The 18,573-nt window shown below is 73.3% G+C and carries 20 protein-coding genes; 17 read left to right on the top strand and 3 right to left on the bottom strand.

Features of this window, described 5'->3' with window-relative positions; translation table 11 throughout:
• Positions 1–5 precede the first annotated feature (5 nt).
• Both ACQEVU_RS42215 and ACQEVU_RS42210 read left to right on the top strand, forming a co-directional pair.
• The gene (locus ACQEVU_RS42215; RefSeq protein WP_433333955.1) at positions 6–908 is read left to right on the top strand and encodes an LLM class flavin-dependent oxidoreductase; all 903 of its coding nucleotides are present in this window, start codon (positions 6–8) and stop codon (positions 906–908) included.
• 4 nt (positions 909–912) lie between these two features.
• Positions 913–1,632: a gamma-glutamyl-gamma-aminobutyrate hydrolase family protein gene (locus ACQEVU_RS42210; protein ID WP_433333953.1), complete on the top strand. Its 720-nt coding sequence runs from the start codon at positions 913–915 to the stop codon at positions 1,630–1,632.
• On the opposite strand, the gene ACQEVU_RS42205 is transcribed toward ACQEVU_RS42210, so the two are convergent.
• Entirely contained in the window at positions 1,629–1,814 is a 186-nt protein-coding gene (locus ACQEVU_RS42205) for a hypothetical protein (RefSeq protein ID WP_433333951.1), read from the bottom strand. The two genes, ACQEVU_RS42210 and ACQEVU_RS42205, sit on opposite strands and share 4 nt — an antisense overlap.
• 53 nt (positions 1,815–1,867) lie before the next feature.
• Between ACQEVU_RS42205 and map the strand changes: the two genes are divergently transcribed.
• Together map and ACQEVU_RS42195 are read left to right on the top strand one after the other, a co-directional pair.
• Positions 1,868–2,725: a type I methionyl aminopeptidase gene (map, locus tag ACQEVU_RS42200; protein WP_433333949.1), complete on the top strand. Its 858-nt coding sequence runs from the start codon at positions 1,868–1,870 to the stop codon at positions 2,723–2,725.
• The gene (locus ACQEVU_RS42195; RefSeq protein ID WP_433333947.1) at positions 2,722–3,426 is read left to right on the top strand and encodes a VIT1/CCC1 transporter family protein; all 705 of its coding nucleotides are present in this window, start codon (positions 2,722–2,724) and stop codon (positions 3,424–3,426) included. The genes map and ACQEVU_RS42195 overlap by 4 nt, the downstream gene beginning before the upstream one ends.
• Positions 3,427–3,682: 256 nt before the next feature.
• On the opposite strand, the gene ACQEVU_RS42190 is transcribed toward ACQEVU_RS42195, so the two are convergent.
• A complete protein-coding gene (locus ACQEVU_RS42190; RefSeq protein ID WP_433333945.1) occupies positions 3,683–4,114 on the bottom strand; it encodes a ferritin-like domain-containing protein in 432 nt (143 codons plus the stop codon).
• Positions 4,111–4,593, bottom strand: a complete 483-nt coding sequence (locus ACQEVU_RS42185) for a hypothetical protein (RefSeq protein WP_433333943.1) — start codon at positions 4,591–4,593, stop codon at positions 4,111–4,113. Before ACQEVU_RS42185 ends, ACQEVU_RS42190 begins: the two co-directional genes overlap by 4 nt.
• A 472-nt stretch (positions 4,594–5,065) precedes the next feature.
• Here ACQEVU_RS42185 and rimP point away from each other — a divergent pair, with 472 nt between their 5' ends.
• The 13 genes from rimP to truB all read left to right on the top strand — a co-directional run bounded on the left by rimP (position 5,066) and on the right by truB (position 18,475).
• Positions 5,066–5,602, top strand: coding sequence for a ribosome maturation factor RimP (gene rimP / locus ACQEVU_RS42180; protein WP_433333941.1), 537 nt, complete (start codon positions 5,066–5,068; stop codon positions 5,600–5,602).
• The gene (gene nusA, locus ACQEVU_RS42175) at positions 5,599–6,633 is read left to right on the top strand and encodes a transcription termination factor NusA (protein WP_433333939.1); all 1,035 of its coding nucleotides are present in this window, start codon (positions 5,599–5,601) and stop codon (positions 6,631–6,633) included. The genes rimP and nusA overlap by 4 nt, the downstream gene beginning before the upstream one ends.
• A complete protein-coding gene (locus ACQEVU_RS42170) occupies positions 6,540–7,004 on the top strand; it encodes a YlxR family protein (RefSeq protein WP_433333937.1) in 465 nt (154 codons plus the stop codon). Before nusA ends, ACQEVU_RS42170 begins: the two co-directional genes overlap by 94 nt.
• Before the next feature lie 159 nt (positions 7,005–7,163).
• Positions 7,164–10,229 carry a translation initiation factor IF-2 gene (gene infB, locus ACQEVU_RS42165; RefSeq protein WP_433333935.1) on the top strand — a complete coding sequence of 1,022 codons (3,066 nt, stop codon included), beginning with the start codon at positions 7,164–7,166 and terminating at the stop codon, positions 10,227–10,229.
• 349 nt (positions 10,230–10,578) lie between these two features.
• Entirely contained in the window at positions 10,579–10,779 is a 201-nt protein-coding gene (locus ACQEVU_RS42160; protein ID WP_433333933.1) for a hypothetical protein, read from the top strand.
• Positions 10,780–11,067: 288 nt separating this feature from the next.
• Positions 11,068–11,364, top strand: a complete 297-nt coding sequence (locus ACQEVU_RS42155) for a DUF503 domain-containing protein (RefSeq protein ID WP_433333931.1) — start codon at positions 11,068–11,070, stop codon at positions 11,362–11,364.
• A 126-nt stretch (positions 11,365–11,490) separates the two neighbouring features.
• Positions 11,491–11,979 carry a 30S ribosome-binding factor RbfA gene (gene rbfA / locus ACQEVU_RS42150; RefSeq protein WP_433333929.1) on the top strand — a complete coding sequence of 163 codons (489 nt, stop codon included), beginning with the start codon at positions 11,491–11,493 and terminating at the stop codon, positions 11,977–11,979.
• A gap of 323 nt (positions 11,980–12,302) precedes the next feature.
• Positions 12,303–13,382, top strand: a complete 1,080-nt coding sequence (locus ACQEVU_RS42145) for a DHH family phosphoesterase (protein WP_433335298.1) — start codon at positions 12,303–12,305, stop codon at positions 13,380–13,382.
• Positions 13,383–13,667: 285 nt separating this feature from the next.
• A complete protein-coding gene (locus tag ACQEVU_RS42140) occupies positions 13,668–14,069 on the top strand; it encodes a hypothetical protein (protein WP_433333927.1) in 402 nt (133 codons plus the stop codon).
• A complete protein-coding gene (locus ACQEVU_RS42135) occupies positions 14,066–14,284 on the top strand; it encodes a DUF6186 family protein (protein ID WP_433333925.1) in 219 nt (72 codons plus the stop codon). Before ACQEVU_RS42140 ends, ACQEVU_RS42135 begins: the two co-directional genes overlap by 4 nt.
• Positions 14,285–14,942: 658 nt before the next feature.
• Complete coding sequence (locus ACQEVU_RS42130; RefSeq protein ID WP_433333923.1) at positions 14,943–16,253, top strand: MATE family efflux transporter; 1,311 nt, start codon at positions 14,943–14,945, stop codon at positions 16,251–16,253.
• Positions 16,254–16,634: 381 nt separating this feature from the next.
• Entirely contained in the window at positions 16,635–17,567 is a 933-nt protein-coding gene (locus tag ACQEVU_RS42125; RefSeq protein WP_433333920.1) for a DUF3626 domain-containing protein, read from the top strand.
• Between the two features lie 17 nt (positions 17,568–17,584).
• On the top strand, positions 17,585–18,475 hold the full coding sequence (gene truB, locus ACQEVU_RS42120) for a tRNA pseudouridine(55) synthase TruB (protein WP_433333918.1): 891 nt from the start codon (positions 17,585–17,587) through the stop codon (positions 18,473–18,475).
• The last annotated feature ends 98 nt before the right edge of the window (positions 18,476–18,573 follow it).

Genomic DNA, 18,573 nt, shown 5'->3' with positions numbered 1-18,573 from the left:
TAAGTATGCGAATCGGGTTCGGGCTGCCGGTGTCGGGCACGTGGGCGACGCCGGGGCCGCTGGGGCGGGTTGCGGCGGCGGCGCAGGAGAACGGGTACGACTCCCTCTGGAGCTTCCAGCGCCTGCTGGTCGGCGCCGACCAGCAGGTCGACCCGGTGTATCGCGGGGTCCTCGACCCGCTCGTCGCCCTCGCGTACGCGGCCGCGCGCACCGAGACGATCCGGCTCGGGGTGGCGGTGGTCAACATGCCGTTCGTGTCGCCGGCGCACCTGGCCAAGCAGGCCGCGACGCTCGACGTGCTCAGCGGCGGCCGGTTCGACCTCGGCCTGGGCACCGGCTGGTCGGAGGCCGAGTTCGCCGCCACCGGTGCGCAGGGTGACAAGCGGGCCGCGCGGACCCGCGAGTACGTCGCGGCGCTGCGCACCCTGTGGCGCGACGAGCCCAGCGCGTTCGAGGGGGAGTTCTACCGGGTGCCGCCCAGCCGCATGGACCCCCGCCCGGTGCAGACCGGCGGCGTGCCGATCCTGCTCGGCGGCTCCGTGCCGGCGGCGCTGCGCCGCGCCGGCGAGATCGCCGACGGCTGGATCAGCCGCAGCGCGCACGACCTGTCGGGCATCGGACAGGACGTCGCGCTCGTGCACGAGGGCGCGGAGCGGGCCGGGCGCGACCCGCGCGCGCTGCGCATCGTGTGCCGCGGCGTGCTGTTCCGTCCCGATCGCGACCTGCTGTCCGGGTCGTGGGAGAAGATCCGCGAGGACGTGGCCTGGCTGGGCACCCAGGGCGTCACCGAGGTCTTCTACGACCTCAACTGGGACCCGCAGGTCGCCGGGCCGGACGTCGACCCGGTCGCGGCCGAGGCGCGGGCCATGGACATCCTGCACAACCTCACCCCGGTGGGGCTAAGTTGAGGTCATGTCGCGACCGGTCATCGGCCTGACCACGTACGCCGAGGAAACCCGCTTCGGCCTCAACGACACCTTCTCCGCGGTCCTGCCGCTGTCCTACGTGCACGCCGTGCACAGCTCGGGCGGCCGGGCGGTCCTCGTCACGCCCGACGACCCCGACGTCGACGTGCTCGAGGGCCTCGACGGGATCATGTTCACGGGCGGCTCCGACGTGAACCCGGACCTCTACGGCGAGCCCCCGCACGCCACGACCAAGGTCAAGCCGGAGCGCGACGCCGCCGAGCTGCTGCTGATGCGCGCGGCGCTGGAGGCGGACCTGCCGCTGTTCGGCATCTGCCGCGGCATGCAGCTCATGTGCGTGGCCTACGGCGGGCGCCTGCACCAGCACCTGCCGGACGTGCTCGGCCACCACAACCACCGCCCGGTCAGCGGCCCGAAGTTCGGCGAGCACCCGGTGCGGCTGTCGCACGGCTCCCGCGCGGCGTCGATCCTCGGCGACGCGGTGATCGTGAACTCGTTCCACCACCAGGGCTGCGCCGACCCGGGCCGCCTCGTGCCGACCGGCTGGTGCCCGGAGGACGACCTGATCGAGGTCGTCGAGGACCCGTCGAAGACCTTCGTCGTCGGCGTTCAGTGGCACCCGGAGGACACGACCGACTTCCGCCTCTTCGCCGCGTTCATCGAGGCCGCCCGCGCCCGCCGGGACAACATCGCCGTGCGGCCCTAGCGGGCCGCCTCGTCCGGGTCGCGGTGCTCGATGCGCAGGTCGGGCGCGGTTTCGCGGTACTCCTCGCGGTCGTCGGAGTCCTGCAGTACCGCTTCGGCCTGCGCTTCGGGGTCGTCGCTGCCGGCGGCGCGCTCCTCCGGAAGCAGCCGGGCGCGGTCATGGACTCGTTCCTCGTCGATCATGCCAGGGTGGTTACCCGGACCACCCGGAGTTGATGCGCGTTAGGCTTCTGGCCATGAAGGTTCGTGCACCGCTCGCCCCCGGCACGCAGACGCCCTGGCGTCAGGTTCCCGCCAGCATCGTGCGGCCCGAGTACGTCGGCAAGCGCGCCCCGGCCAAGCACCGCGGGTCCGACGTCCAGCCGCCCGAGATCATCGAGCGGATGCGCGTCGCGTCGAAGCTGGCGGCGCAGGCGACGGCGCTCGCGGGGGAGCACGCACAGCCGGGCGTGACCACGGACGAGATCGACCGCGTCGTGCACGAGTTCCTGTGTGACCACGGGGCCTACCCGTCGACGCTGGGCTACAAGGGCTTCCCGAAGTCGTGCTGCACCTCGCTCAACGAGGTCATCTGCCACGGGATCCCCGACTCGACCGTCATCGAGGACGGCGACATCCTCAACGTCGACGTCACCGCCTACATCGGCGGCGTGCACGGCGACACCAACCAGACCTTCTGCGTCGGCAACGTCGCCGAGGAGGACCGGCTGCTCGTCGAGCGCACGCGCGAGGCCATGATGCGCGGCATCCGCGCGGTGGCGCCGGGCCGGCCGCTCAACGCGATCGGGCGCGTCATCGAGGCGTACGCGAAGCGCTTCCAGTACGGCGTCGTGCGCGACTTCACCGGCCACGGCATCAACGAGGTCTTCCACACCGGGCTCTACGTGCCCCACTACGACAACCCGCGGCTCACCACCATCATGGAGCCCGGGATGACGTTCACCATCGAGCCGATGATCACGCACGGCACGCACGAGTACGACATCTGGAAGGACGGCTGGACGGTCGTCACCAAGGACCGCAAATGGACGGCGCAGTTCGAGCACACGATCGTCGTGACCGAGGACGGGTACGAAATCCTGACCCTGCCGTGAGCCACCCCGCGGCGCAGGATGCGCATCATCACGCGGACGTCTCCGGCGGCTGGCTGCGGGCGGCCGTCTTCGGGGCGATGGACGGGCTCGTGACGAACATCGCGCTCATCGCCGGCGTCGGCGGGGGCGGCGCGGCCCCGCGCGACATCGTGCTGACGGGCACGGCCGGGCTGGTGGCCGGCGCGATCTCGATGGGGCTGGGCGAGTTCACCAGCGTGCGCGCGCAGAACGAGCAGGTCGCGGCCGAGGTGCTCAAGGAGCGTCAGGAGCTTCTGCGGTACCCCGAGGCCGAGGCCGCCGAGCTCGCCCGCATCTGGCAGGAGCGCGGCGTGCCGGAGGACCTGGCGCTGGAGGTCGCCACCATCCTGGGGCGCAACCACGAGGCGGCCGTGCGCGTGCACGCGCAGGAGGAGCTGGGCGTCGACCCGTCCGACGTGCCGTCGCCGTGGACGGCGGCGAGCTCGTCGTTCGTCTGCTTCTCGGTCGGGGCGCTGATCCCGCTCCTGCCGTACCTGGTCGGCTCGGCGTCGTTGCCGGTGGCCCTCGGCGCGGGCGGAGTGGGGCTGTTCGTGGCGGGCGCGTTGATCGCCCGCTTCACCCGGCGCGCCTGGTGGCGATCCGGGACCCGGCAGCTGCTGCTGGGAGCGGCGGCGGCCGGGGCGACCTATCTCATCGGGCATCTTGTCAATGTCGTGGCCTGATCCGTCTCGGGGCCGGTGTGTCCCCGAGACGGCAGGCTCACGAGACGGCGTTACTCGTTAACGACGCGGCTGCATCGTCGGACCGGCCCACGCGGTGCGGCGCATTTCGGGTCCTCCTCTCGTTTGGACGCTCGTGGCGTGATGCATCAATCGTCGCGGAGCGGACAGCCCGATGGGGCGCGGCGGCGTTGCTGTGGCACGCTTTCGGGAGTATCGCGCTCCCGTCCGGTTCTGGCCGGTTTTGCGCGTTTGTTGTCTACTCCGGCTTCCCCGGGAACGCGGGTACCAGCGGCGTGGTCCCCGCCGCCTTGCGAAACCCGACGCCGCGCGTCGTGCAGTCCACGAGCGCCTCGAGCGCGATCTTGCGTACGTCGCCGTCGGTGGCCGGCAGCGCCAGGCGCCACTGGGCGGCGGTGCGGTCCTCCAGCAGTACCGCCAGTTTGAGCGCGGAGGCCTTGTCCGTGACGGCGAACGGCAGCTGGTAGCTCGCCGCGGTCGGCGGCGGCGTCACCCCGGCGCCGGCCAGCCGCACGATGAGCGCGTCGCGCCGCGCGCGGTGCGCGTTGTCGGCCGCGTGCGCCTGCGCGACGGTCGCCGAGTCGAGCTTCGGGCCGAGCACCCCGTACCCGTAGATGGCCGCGTGCTCGGCCTGCAGGGCGGCGACGAGCCGTTCGTCGGCGGGGGTCACTTCAGCACCTCCTGATGCCCGGCGCGGCAGGCGGCGATCGAGCCGAGCAGGGCGGCCCGGTACGACGGCGCGGCCAGGCAGGCCGCCTCCGCCTCCGTGCGGGCCTGCTTCTCGCGCCCGGCGAGGTCGGTCAGCGCCGCGGACTGCTCGGTCGGCACGCCCGTGCTGGGCTGGACGGACCCGCTGGCGTCCGGGAAGGGCCCGTTCTCCGGCACGCCGATCTCCCGGGCCAGTGCGATGACGTGCTGCGCGTGGTCGTCCTTGAGCGGCCCGAGCCGGTCCTGCAGCGCCGGGAACGCCGTCAGAACCTCGGCGTAGCGGTCCCGGAGCGCGACCGTGCTGTGCAGCATCGGCAGCAGTACGTCGGGGGCAGGCGGCGGCTCTTCGGGCTGCTTGGCGCCGCCGAGGGGGTCGCAGGCCGCCAGCGAGCCGGCCGAGAGCGCTGCGGCGGCGAGGAGGGCGCGTCGGCGGATCGGCACGCCGCCTAGTGAACACCATGGAGGCGATTTGTGCGGCACCCGGCCCTTCGTGGCGCTCCCACCCGCGTGGTGATCCGCCCGCCGGCTTCTCGGGCGGCGTGGGGTTGCGTCCCGAAAAGTCGGGCGCTGGCGCGCCACGACTTTTCGGATTTTTCGCCTGCCGGGTCATAAATCCGATTTGAGTGCTGTATCCGGCCGGCTTGTGGCCGCATGGCCGACCCGGCCCCCGCGTGAGCGCGGCGGCGATAGTCGGGCGCAATGCGGGTACCGATGGCGGCTGCGGGTGGCCCGAAGGCCGCTTCTTTGCGCTGCGTGGCGTCGCGGGCCCGGCGCGGCCGGGTGGCGTTCGGAGCGCCGCTGGCACGTCGCGAGTAACGTCGCGTTACGCTCTGGACGAGCCGCCCGCGCGCAGAGACGCAGGCGGCGTTGAGGCGTGCGCCCGTGCGGGTGCCCGAAGGAGGGGTGTCGATCTATGGCGCAGCAGCATCGACAGCGCCTCTTGGCGGTCGTCGAGCCGGTCGTCGCGGCCGGGGGGTACGACCTCGAGGATCTCACCGTCTCCCGGGTCGGGCGGCGGCATCTGCTGCGCATCGCGGTCGACAGCGACTCCGGCGTGGATCTGGACGCCGTCGCCGACCTCTCGCGGGGCATCTCGGCCGCGCTGGACGAGGCGGAGGCGGGCGGCGACGAGCTGATCGCCGGGGAGTACGAGCTGGAGGTCGGTTCGCCGGGCGTCGACCGGCCGCTGACCCTGCCGCGGCACTGGCGGCGCAACCGCGCCCGGCTGGTGAAGGTGAAGGCCGCCGGGAGTGAGGTGACCGGGCGGGTGGTTGCGGCCGACGACGCCGGTGTGACGCTGGACGTTGACGGCGACCGGCGCACCCACGCCTACGCCGAGCTCGGCCCGGGCCGGGTGCAGGTGGAGCTCAAGCGGCTCGCCGAGCTGCCGGACCCGGAAGATGAAGACATCGAAGACGAAGACGACGAGGAAGGGGAGGACGGGGAGTGAACATCGACCTTGCGGCCCTCCGCGCACTGGAGCGCGAGCGCGAGATCCCGTTCGAGACCATCCTCGCGGCGATCGAGACGGCACTGCTGACCGCGTACCGGCACACCGAGGGGGCCAACCCGCACGCCCGGGTCGAGATCGACCGGCGCACCGGCGCGGCGTCCGTGCTCGCGCAGGACCTGGACGAGGACGGGGCGATCGTGCGCGAGTACGACGACACGCCCCACGACTTCGGGCGCATCGCGGCGATGACCGCCAAGCAGGTCATCCTCCAGCGGCTGCGGGAGGCCACGGACGAGGCGCACTTCGGCGAGTACGTCGGGCGCGACGGCGACCTGGTCACCGGCGTGATCCAGGCGCACGAGGCGCGGGCCGAGAAGGGCATTGTGACCATCGATCTCGGCAAGATCGAGGGCATGCTCCCGGCCGCCGAGCAGGTGCCGGGGGAGCGCTACGAGCACGGCCAGCGGATCAAGGCGATCGTCGTGCACGTGGCGAAGGGCTTCCGTGGTCCGCAGGTGACGCTGTCGCGCTCGCACCCAAACCTGGTGAAGCGCCTGTTCGCTCTGGAAGTGCCGGAGATTGCCGACGGTACCGTGGAGATCGCCGCCATCGCCCGTGAAGCCGGACACCGGACCAAGATCGCGGTCCGTTCGACGGTCGCCGGGGTGAACGCGAAGGGGGCGTGCATCGGGCCCATGGGGCAGCGGGTGCGCGCGGTCATGAGCGAACTGCACGGTGAAAAAATCGACATTATCGACTGGTCGGAGGATCCGGCGCAGTTCGTCGGAAATGCCCTTTCTCCGGCGAAAGCGCTCAGCGTTGAGGTCGTCGACGCGGCCAACCGGGCGGCCCGGGTGACCGTCCCGGACTTCCAACTTTCCCTGGCCATCGGCAGAGAGGGCCAGAACGCACGGCTCGCCGCGCGGCTCACCGGATGGAGGATCGATATCAAACCGGACAACGCTTCGGCGAGCTCTGTCGATCACGTCACCGGACCGGGCGCGGCGCGCGCCGAAAGTGCAGGGTAGACTTCTTGACGGTACGTCGCACGCCCCCGGCTGGCATGCCCGTGATTCCGGCTGCATCCAATCGAACTGCATTGAGTCGAGCGGAACCGGTTCGCACCTGCATTGGATGCCGGAAGCGTGCGTCATCCTCCGAGTTGCTGCGATTTGTCGCGATCGAGTCCGGTCCTGGCCAGTTCAGGGCTGTCCCTGATCCGGCTCGCAGACGGCCGGGTCGGGGAGCACACTTGCATCCTGATCCGGCTTGCCTCGCGCTAGCGGAGCGCCGGCGCGCCTTCGGGCGGGCTCTGCGCCTCACCGGGGTCTTCGACACCGGTCCGCTGGCCGAAGCCGTCGCCTCGGCGGCGGTGACGGAGCCGGAGCATACGCAGTGATCGGAACCGCCGATGGTGGGAGCGCGACGCCCCCACCCGGACCCGCAAGGTAGGACGACGGACATGAGCACACGATGAAGTCCCTGAGATGACCAGGCTTCAAGTGCACGAGTGAGGTCGGAGCGGAACTTGCCGCCCGGCCTCGAGGTGAGGAGTGTAGTGGCAGGCAAGGCCCGCGTACACGAGCTGGCGAAAGAGCTCGGGGTCGAAAGCAAGACCGTTCTCGCGAAGCTGCAGGAGCTTGGCGAGTACGTGAAGTCCGCATCCAGCACGGTTGAGGCGCCCGTGGCGCGCCGGCTGCGTGCGAGCTTTGAAAACGGTGGAGGATCCGCCCCGGCGCCCTCCGCGCCTCCTGCGCCGGCCCCGTCGGCACCGTCGGCACCCGTGCCGTCGGCCCCGCGCCCGACGCCGTCCCCGGCCGCCAAGCCCTTTGCACCGCCGAAGCGGCCCCAGCCGCCGACGGGTGGCGGACAGAGCGGATCCGGAGGCGGGGGCGGCCGTGGCCCCGTGCCCGGTCCGCCGCGCCCGGCCCCGCCCGCGGTGCGTCCTACGAGCGCGCACGACATCGAGGTGGCGGCCGCAGAGCAGCGCGCCGCCGCGCTGAAGGCTGAGCAGGAAGCGGCGATGAAGGCCGCCCAGCAGGCCCGTCAGCGTGAGAACACCCGGCGCGAACACCCGCAGCAGCCGTCCAGCGGCGGCGGTGCTGCCCCGACCCCGGGCCCGCGCCCGGGCCCGACGCCCGGCCCCTCGGGGGGTGGCGCCCCGGCTCCGGGCGCGCCGCGTCCCGGCCAGGGTCCCCGCCCCGGCGGCGCCCGTCCGCCCGCGCGGTCCCCGGGCAACAACCCGTTCGGCGTGTCCGGTGGCGCGACCCCGCGTCCGCCGTCGCCGGGCAACATTCCGCGGCCCAACCCGTCCTCGATGCCTCCGCGGCCCAACCCGGCCTCGATGGGCGGCCCCCGGCCGAACCCGTCGCAGATGCCGAGCCAGCGCCCCGGTCGCCCCGGTGGCGGCCCCGGCACTGACCGTCCCGGTCGTCCGGGCGGCGGCGGTGGCGGCTTCCGCGGCCCCGGTGGGGGCGGCGGCGCCGGTCGTCCGGGTGGTCCCGGCGGCGGCGGTGGCGGCGGCTTCCGCGGCGGTCCCGGTGGGGGCGGCGGCGGTGGCGGCTTCCGTCCCGGCGGCGGTGGCGGTGGCGGTGGCTTCCGCGGCGGCCCCGGTGGGGGCGGCGGCGGTGGCGCGCCCGGTGCGGGCGCCGGTGGTGCCGGTCGTCCCGGTGGCGGCGCCGGCGGCCGTGGCCGCGGCGGCGGTGCCGCGGGTGCCTTCGGGCGTCCCGGTGGCCGGCCGACCAAGGGTCGCAAGTCCAAGAAGCAGCGCAGACAGGAGTTCGACAACCTCTCCGCGCCCACCATGGGCTCGGGCGCCCCGCGCGGGCAGGGTCAGGCGATCCGCCTGCCGCAGGGTGCGTCGCTGTCGGACTTCGCCGACCGGATCAACGCCAACCCGGGCTCGCTCGTCCAGGAGATGTTCAACCTGGGCGAGATGGTGACGGCCACGCAGTCGTGCACCAACGAGACCCTGCAGCTGCTCGGCGAGCACCTCGGCTTCGACGTGCAGATCGTCAGCCCCGAGGACGAGGACCGCGAGCTGCTGGCCCGCTTCGACATCGACCTCGACGCCGAGGTCGACGAGGAGCGTCTGGTCATCCGGCCGCCGGTCGTGACCGTCATGGGTCACGTCGACCACGGTAAGACGAAGCTGCTGGACGCGATCCGCCAGACGAACGTCGCGGCGGGCGAGGCCGGCGGCATCACCCAGCACATCGGTGCGTACCAGGTCCGCGTCGAGCACGAGGACGAGGACCGCGCGATCACCTTCATCGACACCCCGGGTCACGAGGCGTTCACCGCCATGCGTGCCCGCGGTGCCCAGGCCACGGACATCGTGGTCCTGGTGGTCGCGGCCGACGACGGCGTGATGCCTCAGACGATCGAGGCGCTCAACCACGCCCAGGCGGCCGAGGTGCCGATCGTGGTCGCGGTCAACAAGATCGACAAGCCCGAGGCCAACCCGGCCAAGGTGCGGCAGGAGCTGACGCAGTACGGCCTGGTCGCCGAGGAGTACGGCGGCGAGACCATGTTCGTCGACATCTCGGCCAAGAGCCGGATCAACATCGACGGCCTGCTCGAGGCGGTCCTGCTCACCGCGGACGCCGCGCTCGACCTGCGCGCGCCCATCGACGGACCGGCCCAGGGCATCGCGATCGAGTCGCACCTCGACCGCGGCCGCGGCCCGGTCGCCACCGTCCTGGTGGAGAAGGGCACGCTCAACGTCGGTGACTCGATCGTCGCCGGCCGCGCCTACGGACGCGTCCGCGCGATGCTCGACGAGAACGGCACGCCCGTCCCGCACGCGGGTCCGGCCCGTCCGGTCCTCGTGCTCGGCCTGACCTCGGTGCCCGGCGCCGGCGACACGTTCCTCGCCGCCGACGACGACCGCACCGCGCGTCAGATCGCCGAGCAGCGGCAGGCTCGCCGCCGCGCGGCCGAGATGGCGGCGCGCACCGGCCGGGTCACGCTGGAGAACCTGTTCGACCAGCTCAAGCAGGGCGAGAAGACCACGCTCAACCTCATCCTCAAGGGTGACGGCTCGGGCTCGGTCGAGGCGCTCGAGGACGCGCTGGTCAAGATCGTGGTCTCCGACGAGGTCCAGCTGCGGATCATCCACCGCGGCGTCGGTGCGGTCACGCAGGACGACGTCAACCTGGCCAGCGCCTCGGACGCGATCATCATCGGGTTCAACGTGCGGGCCGAGGGCCGCACGCGCGACCTGGCCGACCGCGAGGGCGTGGAGATCCGGTACTACACCGTCATCTACCAGGCCATCGAGGACATCGAGTCGTCGCTCAAGGGCCTGCTCAAGCCGGTGTACGAGGAGGTCGAGCTCGGCCAGGCGGAGATCCGCGAGGTCTTCCGCTCGTCCAAGTTCGGCAACATCGCGGGCTGCATCGTCCGCACCGGCCTGATCCGGCGCAACAGCAAGGCGCGCCTGGTCCGCGACGGAGCGGTGGTGGCCGACAACCTGTCGATCGCCGGCCTGCGCCGATTCAAGGACGACGCGACCGAGGTCCGCGAGGGCTTCGAGTGCGGTATCACGCTCGGCACGTACAACGACATCCAGGTCGGCGACGTGATCGAGACGTGGGAACTGCGCGAGAAGCCGCGTACCTGATCGCTCGCACATAGCCGAGGGGCCGTGGACGTCAGTCCACGGCCCCTTCGGCATGCGGCGCTTTTGGCATGCTGGCGGGTCGGCGGTGGGCGCGGGGGAGGCGTAACGTCGGTCACGTTATGGACCTGTGCTGGTGGTCGATCGAGGTCCGCGACGGTCAGCAGCCGGCGCGGCTGTGGCGCGACGCGCACAGCGCCGCCCTCATTGAGTCCGCGGTGACGCACGGGGCGCCCGTGACTGGGCCTGGCGCTCCGAGGAGTTCGGCGTCGTCTTCGAGATCGGCTTCGCCGACGCGGAGGACTGGCAGCGCTTCCGGCGGCTTCCCGCGGTCGTGGCCGCCCTCGACGCGGTGGCGCCTGACTCGCTCTACGTCTATCGCGGCCGTGGCGGCAGCGCCGGTGCGGTCCAGCCTCGCCGTCGTGGGCCGCTGCCCGCGGCGGGCGCCGCCGCCCTGCCGGTGGAGCCGGATCCGGTGATCGTGGCGCACCTGGGTGAGACGCTCGAGCCCGTGTCGCTGGTCGTCGGCCGCCCGGACCTCCTGGTCGCCTGACCGGCCGCCTTCTCGGGCTGGCTGGTCGCCTGACCGGGCCCCGCTGGTCGCCTCTGGCTGGCGCTGCCGGTCGCGTCTGGCCGGCGCTGCTGGTTGCCTGACGCCTCGCGCCTTCCAAGTCTCTTGAAAGCCTCGCCCCACCGCACGGCTGCTTGCCGGTCCCGCCTCATCGTCGCGACTGGGCCCCGTGTTGCCGTTTTACCGGACATTTCCGATATGTCGCCCTGGCTGGGTGCCCCGGGATAACTAGGGGCGGGATGCGGTACCAAGCGGATAGGATCTTGCGCCGTGTATACCGGAACCGCGGTCTTCGACCTTCTTCTGCCCGGTGACTCGCGCTCGCTCAAGGCGAAGCGGTCGTATGTGCGGCCGCTCGTCGCGTACCTGCGCAAGTTCGAGGTCTCCGTCGCCGAGGTCGGGGCGCTCGACCTGACCGGCCGGGCCGAGGTCGGCATCGCCGTCGTCGCCGCCGAGGCCGGGCACGTTCGCGAGGTACTCGACACGTGCGAGCGCGCGGTCGCGGGGCGGCCCGAGTTCGAGCTGCTGTCCGTGCGCCGTCGGTTGCATGGCGACGACGACGAGTAATCCTGGCTTCTCACCCCGGCCCCACCGGCGGGGCGCGGGTACTGTCAAGGCGTTGGTCAGATCTTCTGGTCCCCTAGGCGGCCGTATGGCCGGCGGGCGGGCCGTTTGGCTGCGGAGGTGTTCGAGATGACGGATCCGGCGAAGGTGCGGCGGCACGCGGAGCGAGTGCGCGAACTGGTCGCATCGGTGGTACGGACGCAGATCAAGGACCCGCGGCTCGGCATGATCACGATCACCGACGCGCGGATCACCGCCGATCTGCGCGAGGCGACCGTCTTCTACACGGTGCTCGGCGACGCGGCGGCCCAGGCGGGCACCGCGGCCGCGCTGGAGAGCGCGAAGGGCCTGCTGCGCTCGACCGTCGGCAAGGCCCTGGGCCTGCGGCACTCCCCGAGCCTCGCGTTCGTGCACGACGACGTGTCCGACCAGGTCAAGCACATCGACGAACTGCTGGCCAGCGCCCGTGACGCCGACGCCGAGGTCCAGCGCCTCGCGGCCGGGGCGCACTACGCCGGCGACCCCCAGCCCTACAAGCTGGAGGACGAGGAGGACGCCGGCGACCTGGGAGCCGACGGCGCCGACGACGAGGTCGTCGTCGGCCAGGACCGGCGGTGACCGGGCTCGCGCCCGGCCACGGACCGGGCGCGGGCCCCGACCTCAACACCGAGTCGGCCGCGGACGCCCGGACGGCGCCGTCCGCGGCCGCCCCGGGCACCGGCCCGGGCTCGTCGCACAGCGTCAACCCGGCCGCGGACGCCCGGACGGCGCTGTCCGCCGCCGCGGGCCAGGCCGGGGGTGCCGGCCCAGGCTCGTCGCACGTCAACCCGGCCGCGGAAGCCCGGACGGCGCCGTCCGCGGCCGCCCCGGGCCAGGCCGGTTCGCACATCAACCCGGCTACGGGATCAACCTCCGACCCGGTAATCGTGGAAAACAGCCCTATCGCAAGTTGTGGCCCGGACGCGAAGCCCGGCGGCGTTGAGGCGGCGCCGCGGCCGAGCCCGCAGGAGTGGGACGCGGCCGTGCGGGCGCTGCGCGGCCTGCCAGACGGCGCGCGCGTGCTGCTCGCCTGCCACGTCAACCCCGACGGCGACGCGCTCGGCAGCATGCTCGCGGTCGGGCTCGGGCTGCGGAGCATCGCCGACGAGTTGCGCATCGGGCACCTCGCGGCGACGTTCCCGGGGCCGATACGGCTGCCGGCGCCGTTCGACGCGCTGCCGGGCGCCGAGCTGCTCGTCGCCGAGGAGCTCGCCGATCCGGCGCCCGACGCGATGCTCGTCTTCGACGTGGCCAGCATCGAGCGGCTCGGCGGGCTGGCCGACCGCCTCCGCGCCGCGCCGGTCGGCATCGTCCTGGACCATCACGCCTCCAACCCCGGCTTCGGCGCCATCAACCTCGTGGACCCGGCGGCCGCCGCGACGTCCGTGTTGTCGGACGGGTTGTTGGGGCGTCTGGGTGTACACCTGGACAAGGCAATAGCCGAGTGCCTCTATGTGGCCCTGGCCACCGACACCGGCTCCTTCAAGTTCGCCTCCACCACGCCGGCCGTGCACGAGCTCGCCGCGCGGCTGATCGCGACCGGGATCCCCGTGGGCGAGATCTCCCGGCGGCTGTTCGACACGCGGCCGATCGGCGCCGTGCGGCTCTTCGGCGTGGCGCTGGCCCGCACCGTGCTGGAGCGCGAGGGCGCGGGCGGGGCGGGGTTCGCCTGGACGTACCTCACGCTGGACGACCTGGCCGCCTACGACCAGCCGCCGTCCGCGGTCGAGGCCCTCATCGACACCGTCCGCTGCGTGGCCGAGGCCGACGTCGCGTGCGTCGTGAAGCCCGTACGTGCGGGGGAGTGGTCCGTCTCCCTGCGCAGCAAGGGCGCCGTCGACGTGAGCGCGGTCGCGGTCGCGCTCGGGGGCGGCGGCCACCGGTTCGCGGCCGGGTTCAGCGCCACCGGCACCGTGGCCGACGTCGTGGGGCACATCCGCGCGCTGCTTCCGGCTCCGGCCAGCGCCGCGCCGCGGCCCTGACGGTTCGCCGCCCGCGGTCCTGGCGGTTTGCCGCCCGCGGTCCTGGCGGTTTGCCGCGCTGTCCGTCGGGCGGGCCTGCCGCGCCGCGGCCCTGACGGGCTGCCGCGCCGGGGTCCTGGCGGTTTGCCGCGCTGTCGGTCGGGCGGGCCTGCCGCGCCGCGGCCCTGACGTTCGTGCCGCTGCATTTGTGGTCCTGAGTGACGGAGCGGATCAGGGTTAACTCCGGGGGAATATCGGGGCGACAACGGCTGGCACCTGGGCATCGGCTGCGGTGACAATCGATGTATGGACCGACCCGAGCTGGTTGCGGAGGTTGACCGGGCCTGGGCCCGGCCGGTCGTGCTCACCCCCGTGTTCGCCCTGATCTCTCTCGTCGGCGGGGCCCTGCCCTCGTTCAGCCTCGGCGCCAACCTGCTGGTCCTCGGCGTCGGCGGCGCACTGTTCTGGATCGGCATGTCGTCCGCGGTCCCGCGCCGCCCCGCCCCCGCGCGCCTGCCGCGCCGGGCCGCCTGGTGGCTGCTGCCGCTGCTGCTGTTCGGCGTGGTCGAGGGCGCGACGTTCCTGAACGGCTCGTCGGCGTACCCGACGCTGTCCCGCCTGGCCGACCCGATCCTCGAGCACTACTGGGCCCGCGCCGCCGGGTACTTCGGCTGGCTCTGGGCCTTCTGGGCCATGGTCCGCCGATGACCGCCGGCCAGCTGCTCGTCGCGTCGCTGTTCGCGGCCGCGATCGCCCTGTTCGCCGGGGTCGAGATCATGGCCCGCCGCGAGGGCTCCCGCGTGCCGAGCCTGGGGGACGTGTGCGGGGTCGTCATGCGGTACCGCGTCGGGCCCCTCCCGGTCGGGCGGCTCGCCATGTTCGGGTTCTGGTGGTGGCTCGGCTGGCACTTCCTGGCCCGCTGAACGTGCCCGGCGGGCTCGCCGGGCGGTCGCCGAACGCGGGCCATTTGGGTGAATCGGGGCCGTCCGCCGCGGCCCGCACCGCCGGGCTGAGCTGGGAAATTGATCGTGACGGGGTCACGACACGCCGTTCCAGATTGCGGGATATCGTCGCACATGCTGGAACTGAACGATAACTTAGTCGCATGCGCACAGTACGAATTCTTCGCTGCCCGCCCCGGGCCGACCGCTTCTGACAGCGGATCCCGGTGGCGGGTGAACGGCCCAGCGAACCATGCCGCCGGAAGCGAGGAACCAAGTGCGCCGCAACCAGTGTGATCAGGCCGACACCACCCACGTCGGTCTCCTTGCCGTGCGTTGTGCGTGTCCCCCGGTGACCCCGGGCGGGTCTAGCGCGCGCCGACCATCAGCACCATGCACCAGAGGAGACCAGCGTCATGTCTGAACAGCCCAAGCCGCAGCCCAAGCCGCAGGAGCCGGCCACCGACACCCGGGAGCGCGCCCGCGCGGCGCTGCAGATGTCGATGGACCGTCGCGGCTGAGTCGCCGCGGCGTCGACACAAGCTTCGGGAAGCCGGGACGCCCCCGCAATGACGTCACGGTTTCCCGGAGGTTGTGCCGGTAAGTGCCACCGTCGCGTGGCACGCCTTACGATGACCGGGTGACGGTCGATCAAACGTCCACGACGCGCCGGGTCGCCGCGCTGGCGATCCCGGCGCTCGTGGTACTCGCCGCCGAACCCCTCTACGTCCTCGTCGACACCGCCGTCGTCGGCCACCTCGGGCGCACGCAGCTGGCCGGGCTCGCCATCGGCGGCTCCGTCATGTCGTTCGCGGTGTGGCTGGGGACCGTGCTCGCGTACGGGACCACGGGGCGCGCCGCCCGCCGCTTCGGCGCGGGCCAGCGCACGGAGGCGGTCGAGGAGGGCGTCCAGGCGTCGTGGCTCGCCCTGTCCGGCGGCCTGGTCATCGTGATCGTCCTCGAGGCCGCCGCCGGCCCGCTCACCCGCGCCCTCGCGGGCGGCGCCGGCGAGGTCGCGCGCAACGCCGAGGCCTGGCTGCGCATCGCCGCGCTGGGCGCGCCCGGGCTCATGCTCGGTACCGCCGGCAACGGCTGGATGCGCGGCGTGCAGGACACCCGCCGCCCCCTGTACTTCGTGCTCGCCGCCAACGCGCTGTCGGCCGTGCTGTGCCCGCTGCTGGTGTACCCGGCCGGGCTCGGCCTCAACGGCTCCGCCGTGGCCAACGTGACCGCGCAGACCGTCGTGGGCCTGCTGTTCGTCCGGGCGCTGATCACCGAGCGCGTGCCGTTGCGCCCCCACCTCGCCGTCATCGGCCGCCAGCTGGCGCTCGGCCGCGACCTGCTCCTGCGCGGCGCGGCGTTCCAGGCCTGCTTCCTGTCCGCCTCCGCGGTCGCCGCGCGCTTCGGCGAGGCCGCGCTCGCCGCGCACCAGATCGCGATCCAGCTCTTCTTCTTCACCGCCCTGGCGCTCGACGCCCTCGCCATCGCCGCGCAGGCCCTCGTCGGCGCGGCGCTCGGCGGCGAGCGGGTCGCCGAGGCCCGCGACCTCGCCCGCCGCATCACCTTCGCCGGCCTCGTCGCGGGGCTGGCGTTCGCGGCGCTCGTCGCCGCGGCCCTGCTCGCCATCCGCCCGTGGTTCGGCGCCGATCCCGAGGTGTACACCCAGGCGCGCCACGCCTGGTGGTTCTTCATCGCCATGATGCCGGCCGCCGGCGTCGTCTTCGCCTTGGACGGCGTCTTCCTGGGGGCGGGCGACGTGCGGTACCTGCGCAACCTCACGCTGATCAGCGCGCTCGGCGGCTTCCTGCCCGGCATCTGGCTGGCCTACCTGCTCGACTTCGGCCTCCGCGGCGTCTGGGCCGCGCTGACGCTGTTCATCGCGCTGCGCCTGGCCGGCCTGCTGCGCCGCCTGGCGAGCGACAGCTGGGCGGTCGCGGGCGCGGTGCGCTAGAGGACCACACCGTCGCGCGCTTGCGCGTGGGCGCGGGGTCTGAGTGCGCCGGAGCGCAGCCTTGAGCGCGCCCGGATGCGCGGCGCTGCGCCCAGGCGCGGGCGGAGCCCGCCCGCGGGCGCGGGCTTGAGTGCGCGGGGCGGCGGTGCGGGGGCGGCGTAGCGCGCTGTGGCGGCGCGGCGTTGCGCCACGGGGCGCGCTGGCACCGTGATGCGCGTCGGCCGCGGCGTTGCGCGTGCGGGGGCGCGGCGTTGTGCCAGGGGGCGCGCTGGCCGCGGTGTTGCACGCGCGGGGGCGCGACGTTGCGCGCAGATGCGTTCAACGCGTAGGGGCGGGCAAAAGGCGTGAAGCGGAGACGGGGGCGGCACAATACTGGCCGGCGTGGACCTGACCGATGCGCAGCGCGCCGCGCTGGAGCACGTCCGCGAACGGAGCCCAGGCCGCACTCCGCTCCCGGTCGACGCGCCGATCACCGTCAACTTCCATCCCGACCGCGCGGTCGCGGGACGCACCGTCATCGAGGGGCTGCTGGCCGACGGGTGCTTCCGCAGCCAGTTCGAGACGGGGATTTCCAACGGGGGGCTGACCGCGTACCCGGGCGGGGACCGCGATCGCTGGGAGGAGCGCATGTTCGGCGGGGCCTATCAGCGGCCGGGGGTGCGGGCCGCGGACCGGCCGAAGTACGGGGCGCTCAACCTGCGCCACCACGACGACGGCGCGGCGCCGCGCTTCGGGTCCGCGCACCTGCGGCTGCGGCGGCACGTGCGCGACCGTACGACGTTCACGTTCGGGGACAGCAACAACCATCCGACCGCGGCCGGTACCGCCGACGCGTTCGACGCCGTTCTGGCCGCGCTGCGGGCGCACCACGGCGAGGGCGCGCTGGAGCGCCGCGCGACGCCGGGGCCCGGGCGCGCGCTCGACGACTACGTGGAGGCACAGATCCACGGGCCTCTGAGCCTGCCCGACGACGTCGAGGCCATCGTGCTCGACAGCAGTTTCACAAGCTCCGGCTGCGGTACCGCAGGAGTCGCGGCCCGCCTCGCCGAGCGCTACGGCGTGCGGGTCGAGTGGCGCGCCGGCTTCCGGTTGGCGCCGGGCGCTGTTCCGGCGGAGTTCCGCGGGCCCGAGGTACCGATGCTGGCGCTGTTGCTTTGTGAGCGGCGCGGCGTGGACGCGGTCGATCCGGCGCTCATCGGCGCGGCCGCGCGCGACGTGGTCGCCGATCCGGGCGCGTGGGCCGAGTGGGGCGGGGGCGCGGAGGCGCTGCAACTGCTGAAGTACCTGTGGCACTGCCTGGTGCGGTTCGGCTGAACGTTAGGGTGTCGCGCATGGCACAGAAGGCGGCGACCCAGGGCGGCCTCGTCGTCGTCGACAAGCCCGGCGGCATGACGTCGCACGACGTGGTGTCGCGCATGCGCCGCATCGCGCGGACGCGCCGCGTCGGGCACGGCGGCACCCTCGACCCGATGGCCACCGGCGTGCTCATCATCGGCGTGGAGAAGGCGACGCGGCTGCTCACGTACGTGATCGGGAGCACCAAGCAGTACACCGCGACGATCCGCCTCGGCGAGTCCACCGTCACCGACGACGCCGAGGGCGACGTGGTCGCGCGCGCGGACGCGTCACACCTCACCGACGCCGCGGTCGCCGCCGCCCTCGAGCCGCTGCGCGGCGACATCCTGCAGGTCCCGAGCGCGGTGTCGGCGATCAAGGTCAACGGCGTCCGCTCGTACCACCGCGTCCGCTCCGGCGAGGAGGTCGCGCTCACGGCCCGCCCGGTCACGGTCTCCCGCCTCGACGTGCTGGCCACCCGCCGCGAGGGCGCGCACGTCGACCTGGACGTGGACGTGGCATGCTCGTCGGGCACGTACATCCGCGCCCTCGCCCGCGACCTCGGCACCGCGCTGGGCGTCGGCGGCCACCTGACGGCTTTGCGCCGCACGGCGGTCGGCGCGTTCACGCTCGCCGAGGCGTCCACTTTGGAGGACCTGGCCGAGCGCCCGGATCCCGTGACGTTGCCACTGCCGGCCGCCGCGGACCGCTGCTTCCCGCGCCGCGACGCCACCGAGGACGAGGCCCGCACGCTCTCCCACGGCGGCCCACTGCTCCCGGCCGGCATCCCCGGCCCGTACGCGGTGTTCGCCCCCGACGGCACCGTCCTCGCCATCGTGAGCGAACGCGAAGGGCGCGCCCGCCCGGAAATCGTCCTCGTCCCGTAGCGCCTCGCGCCCGCGCCGCGCCGCGTTTCGCGGGCGCGCCGCGTTTCGCGCCCGCGCCGCGTTTCGCGCCCGCGCCGCGCGCCTTGTCCAGCGCAGTG

It is taken from the genome of Dactylosporangium sp. CA-139066 (genome assembly GCF_050936175.1).
Taxonomy (GTDB): domain Bacteria; phylum Actinomycetota; class Actinomycetes; order Mycobacteriales; family Micromonosporaceae; genus Dactylosporangium.
This window is presented reverse-complemented; position numbering and strand designations above follow the sequence as displayed.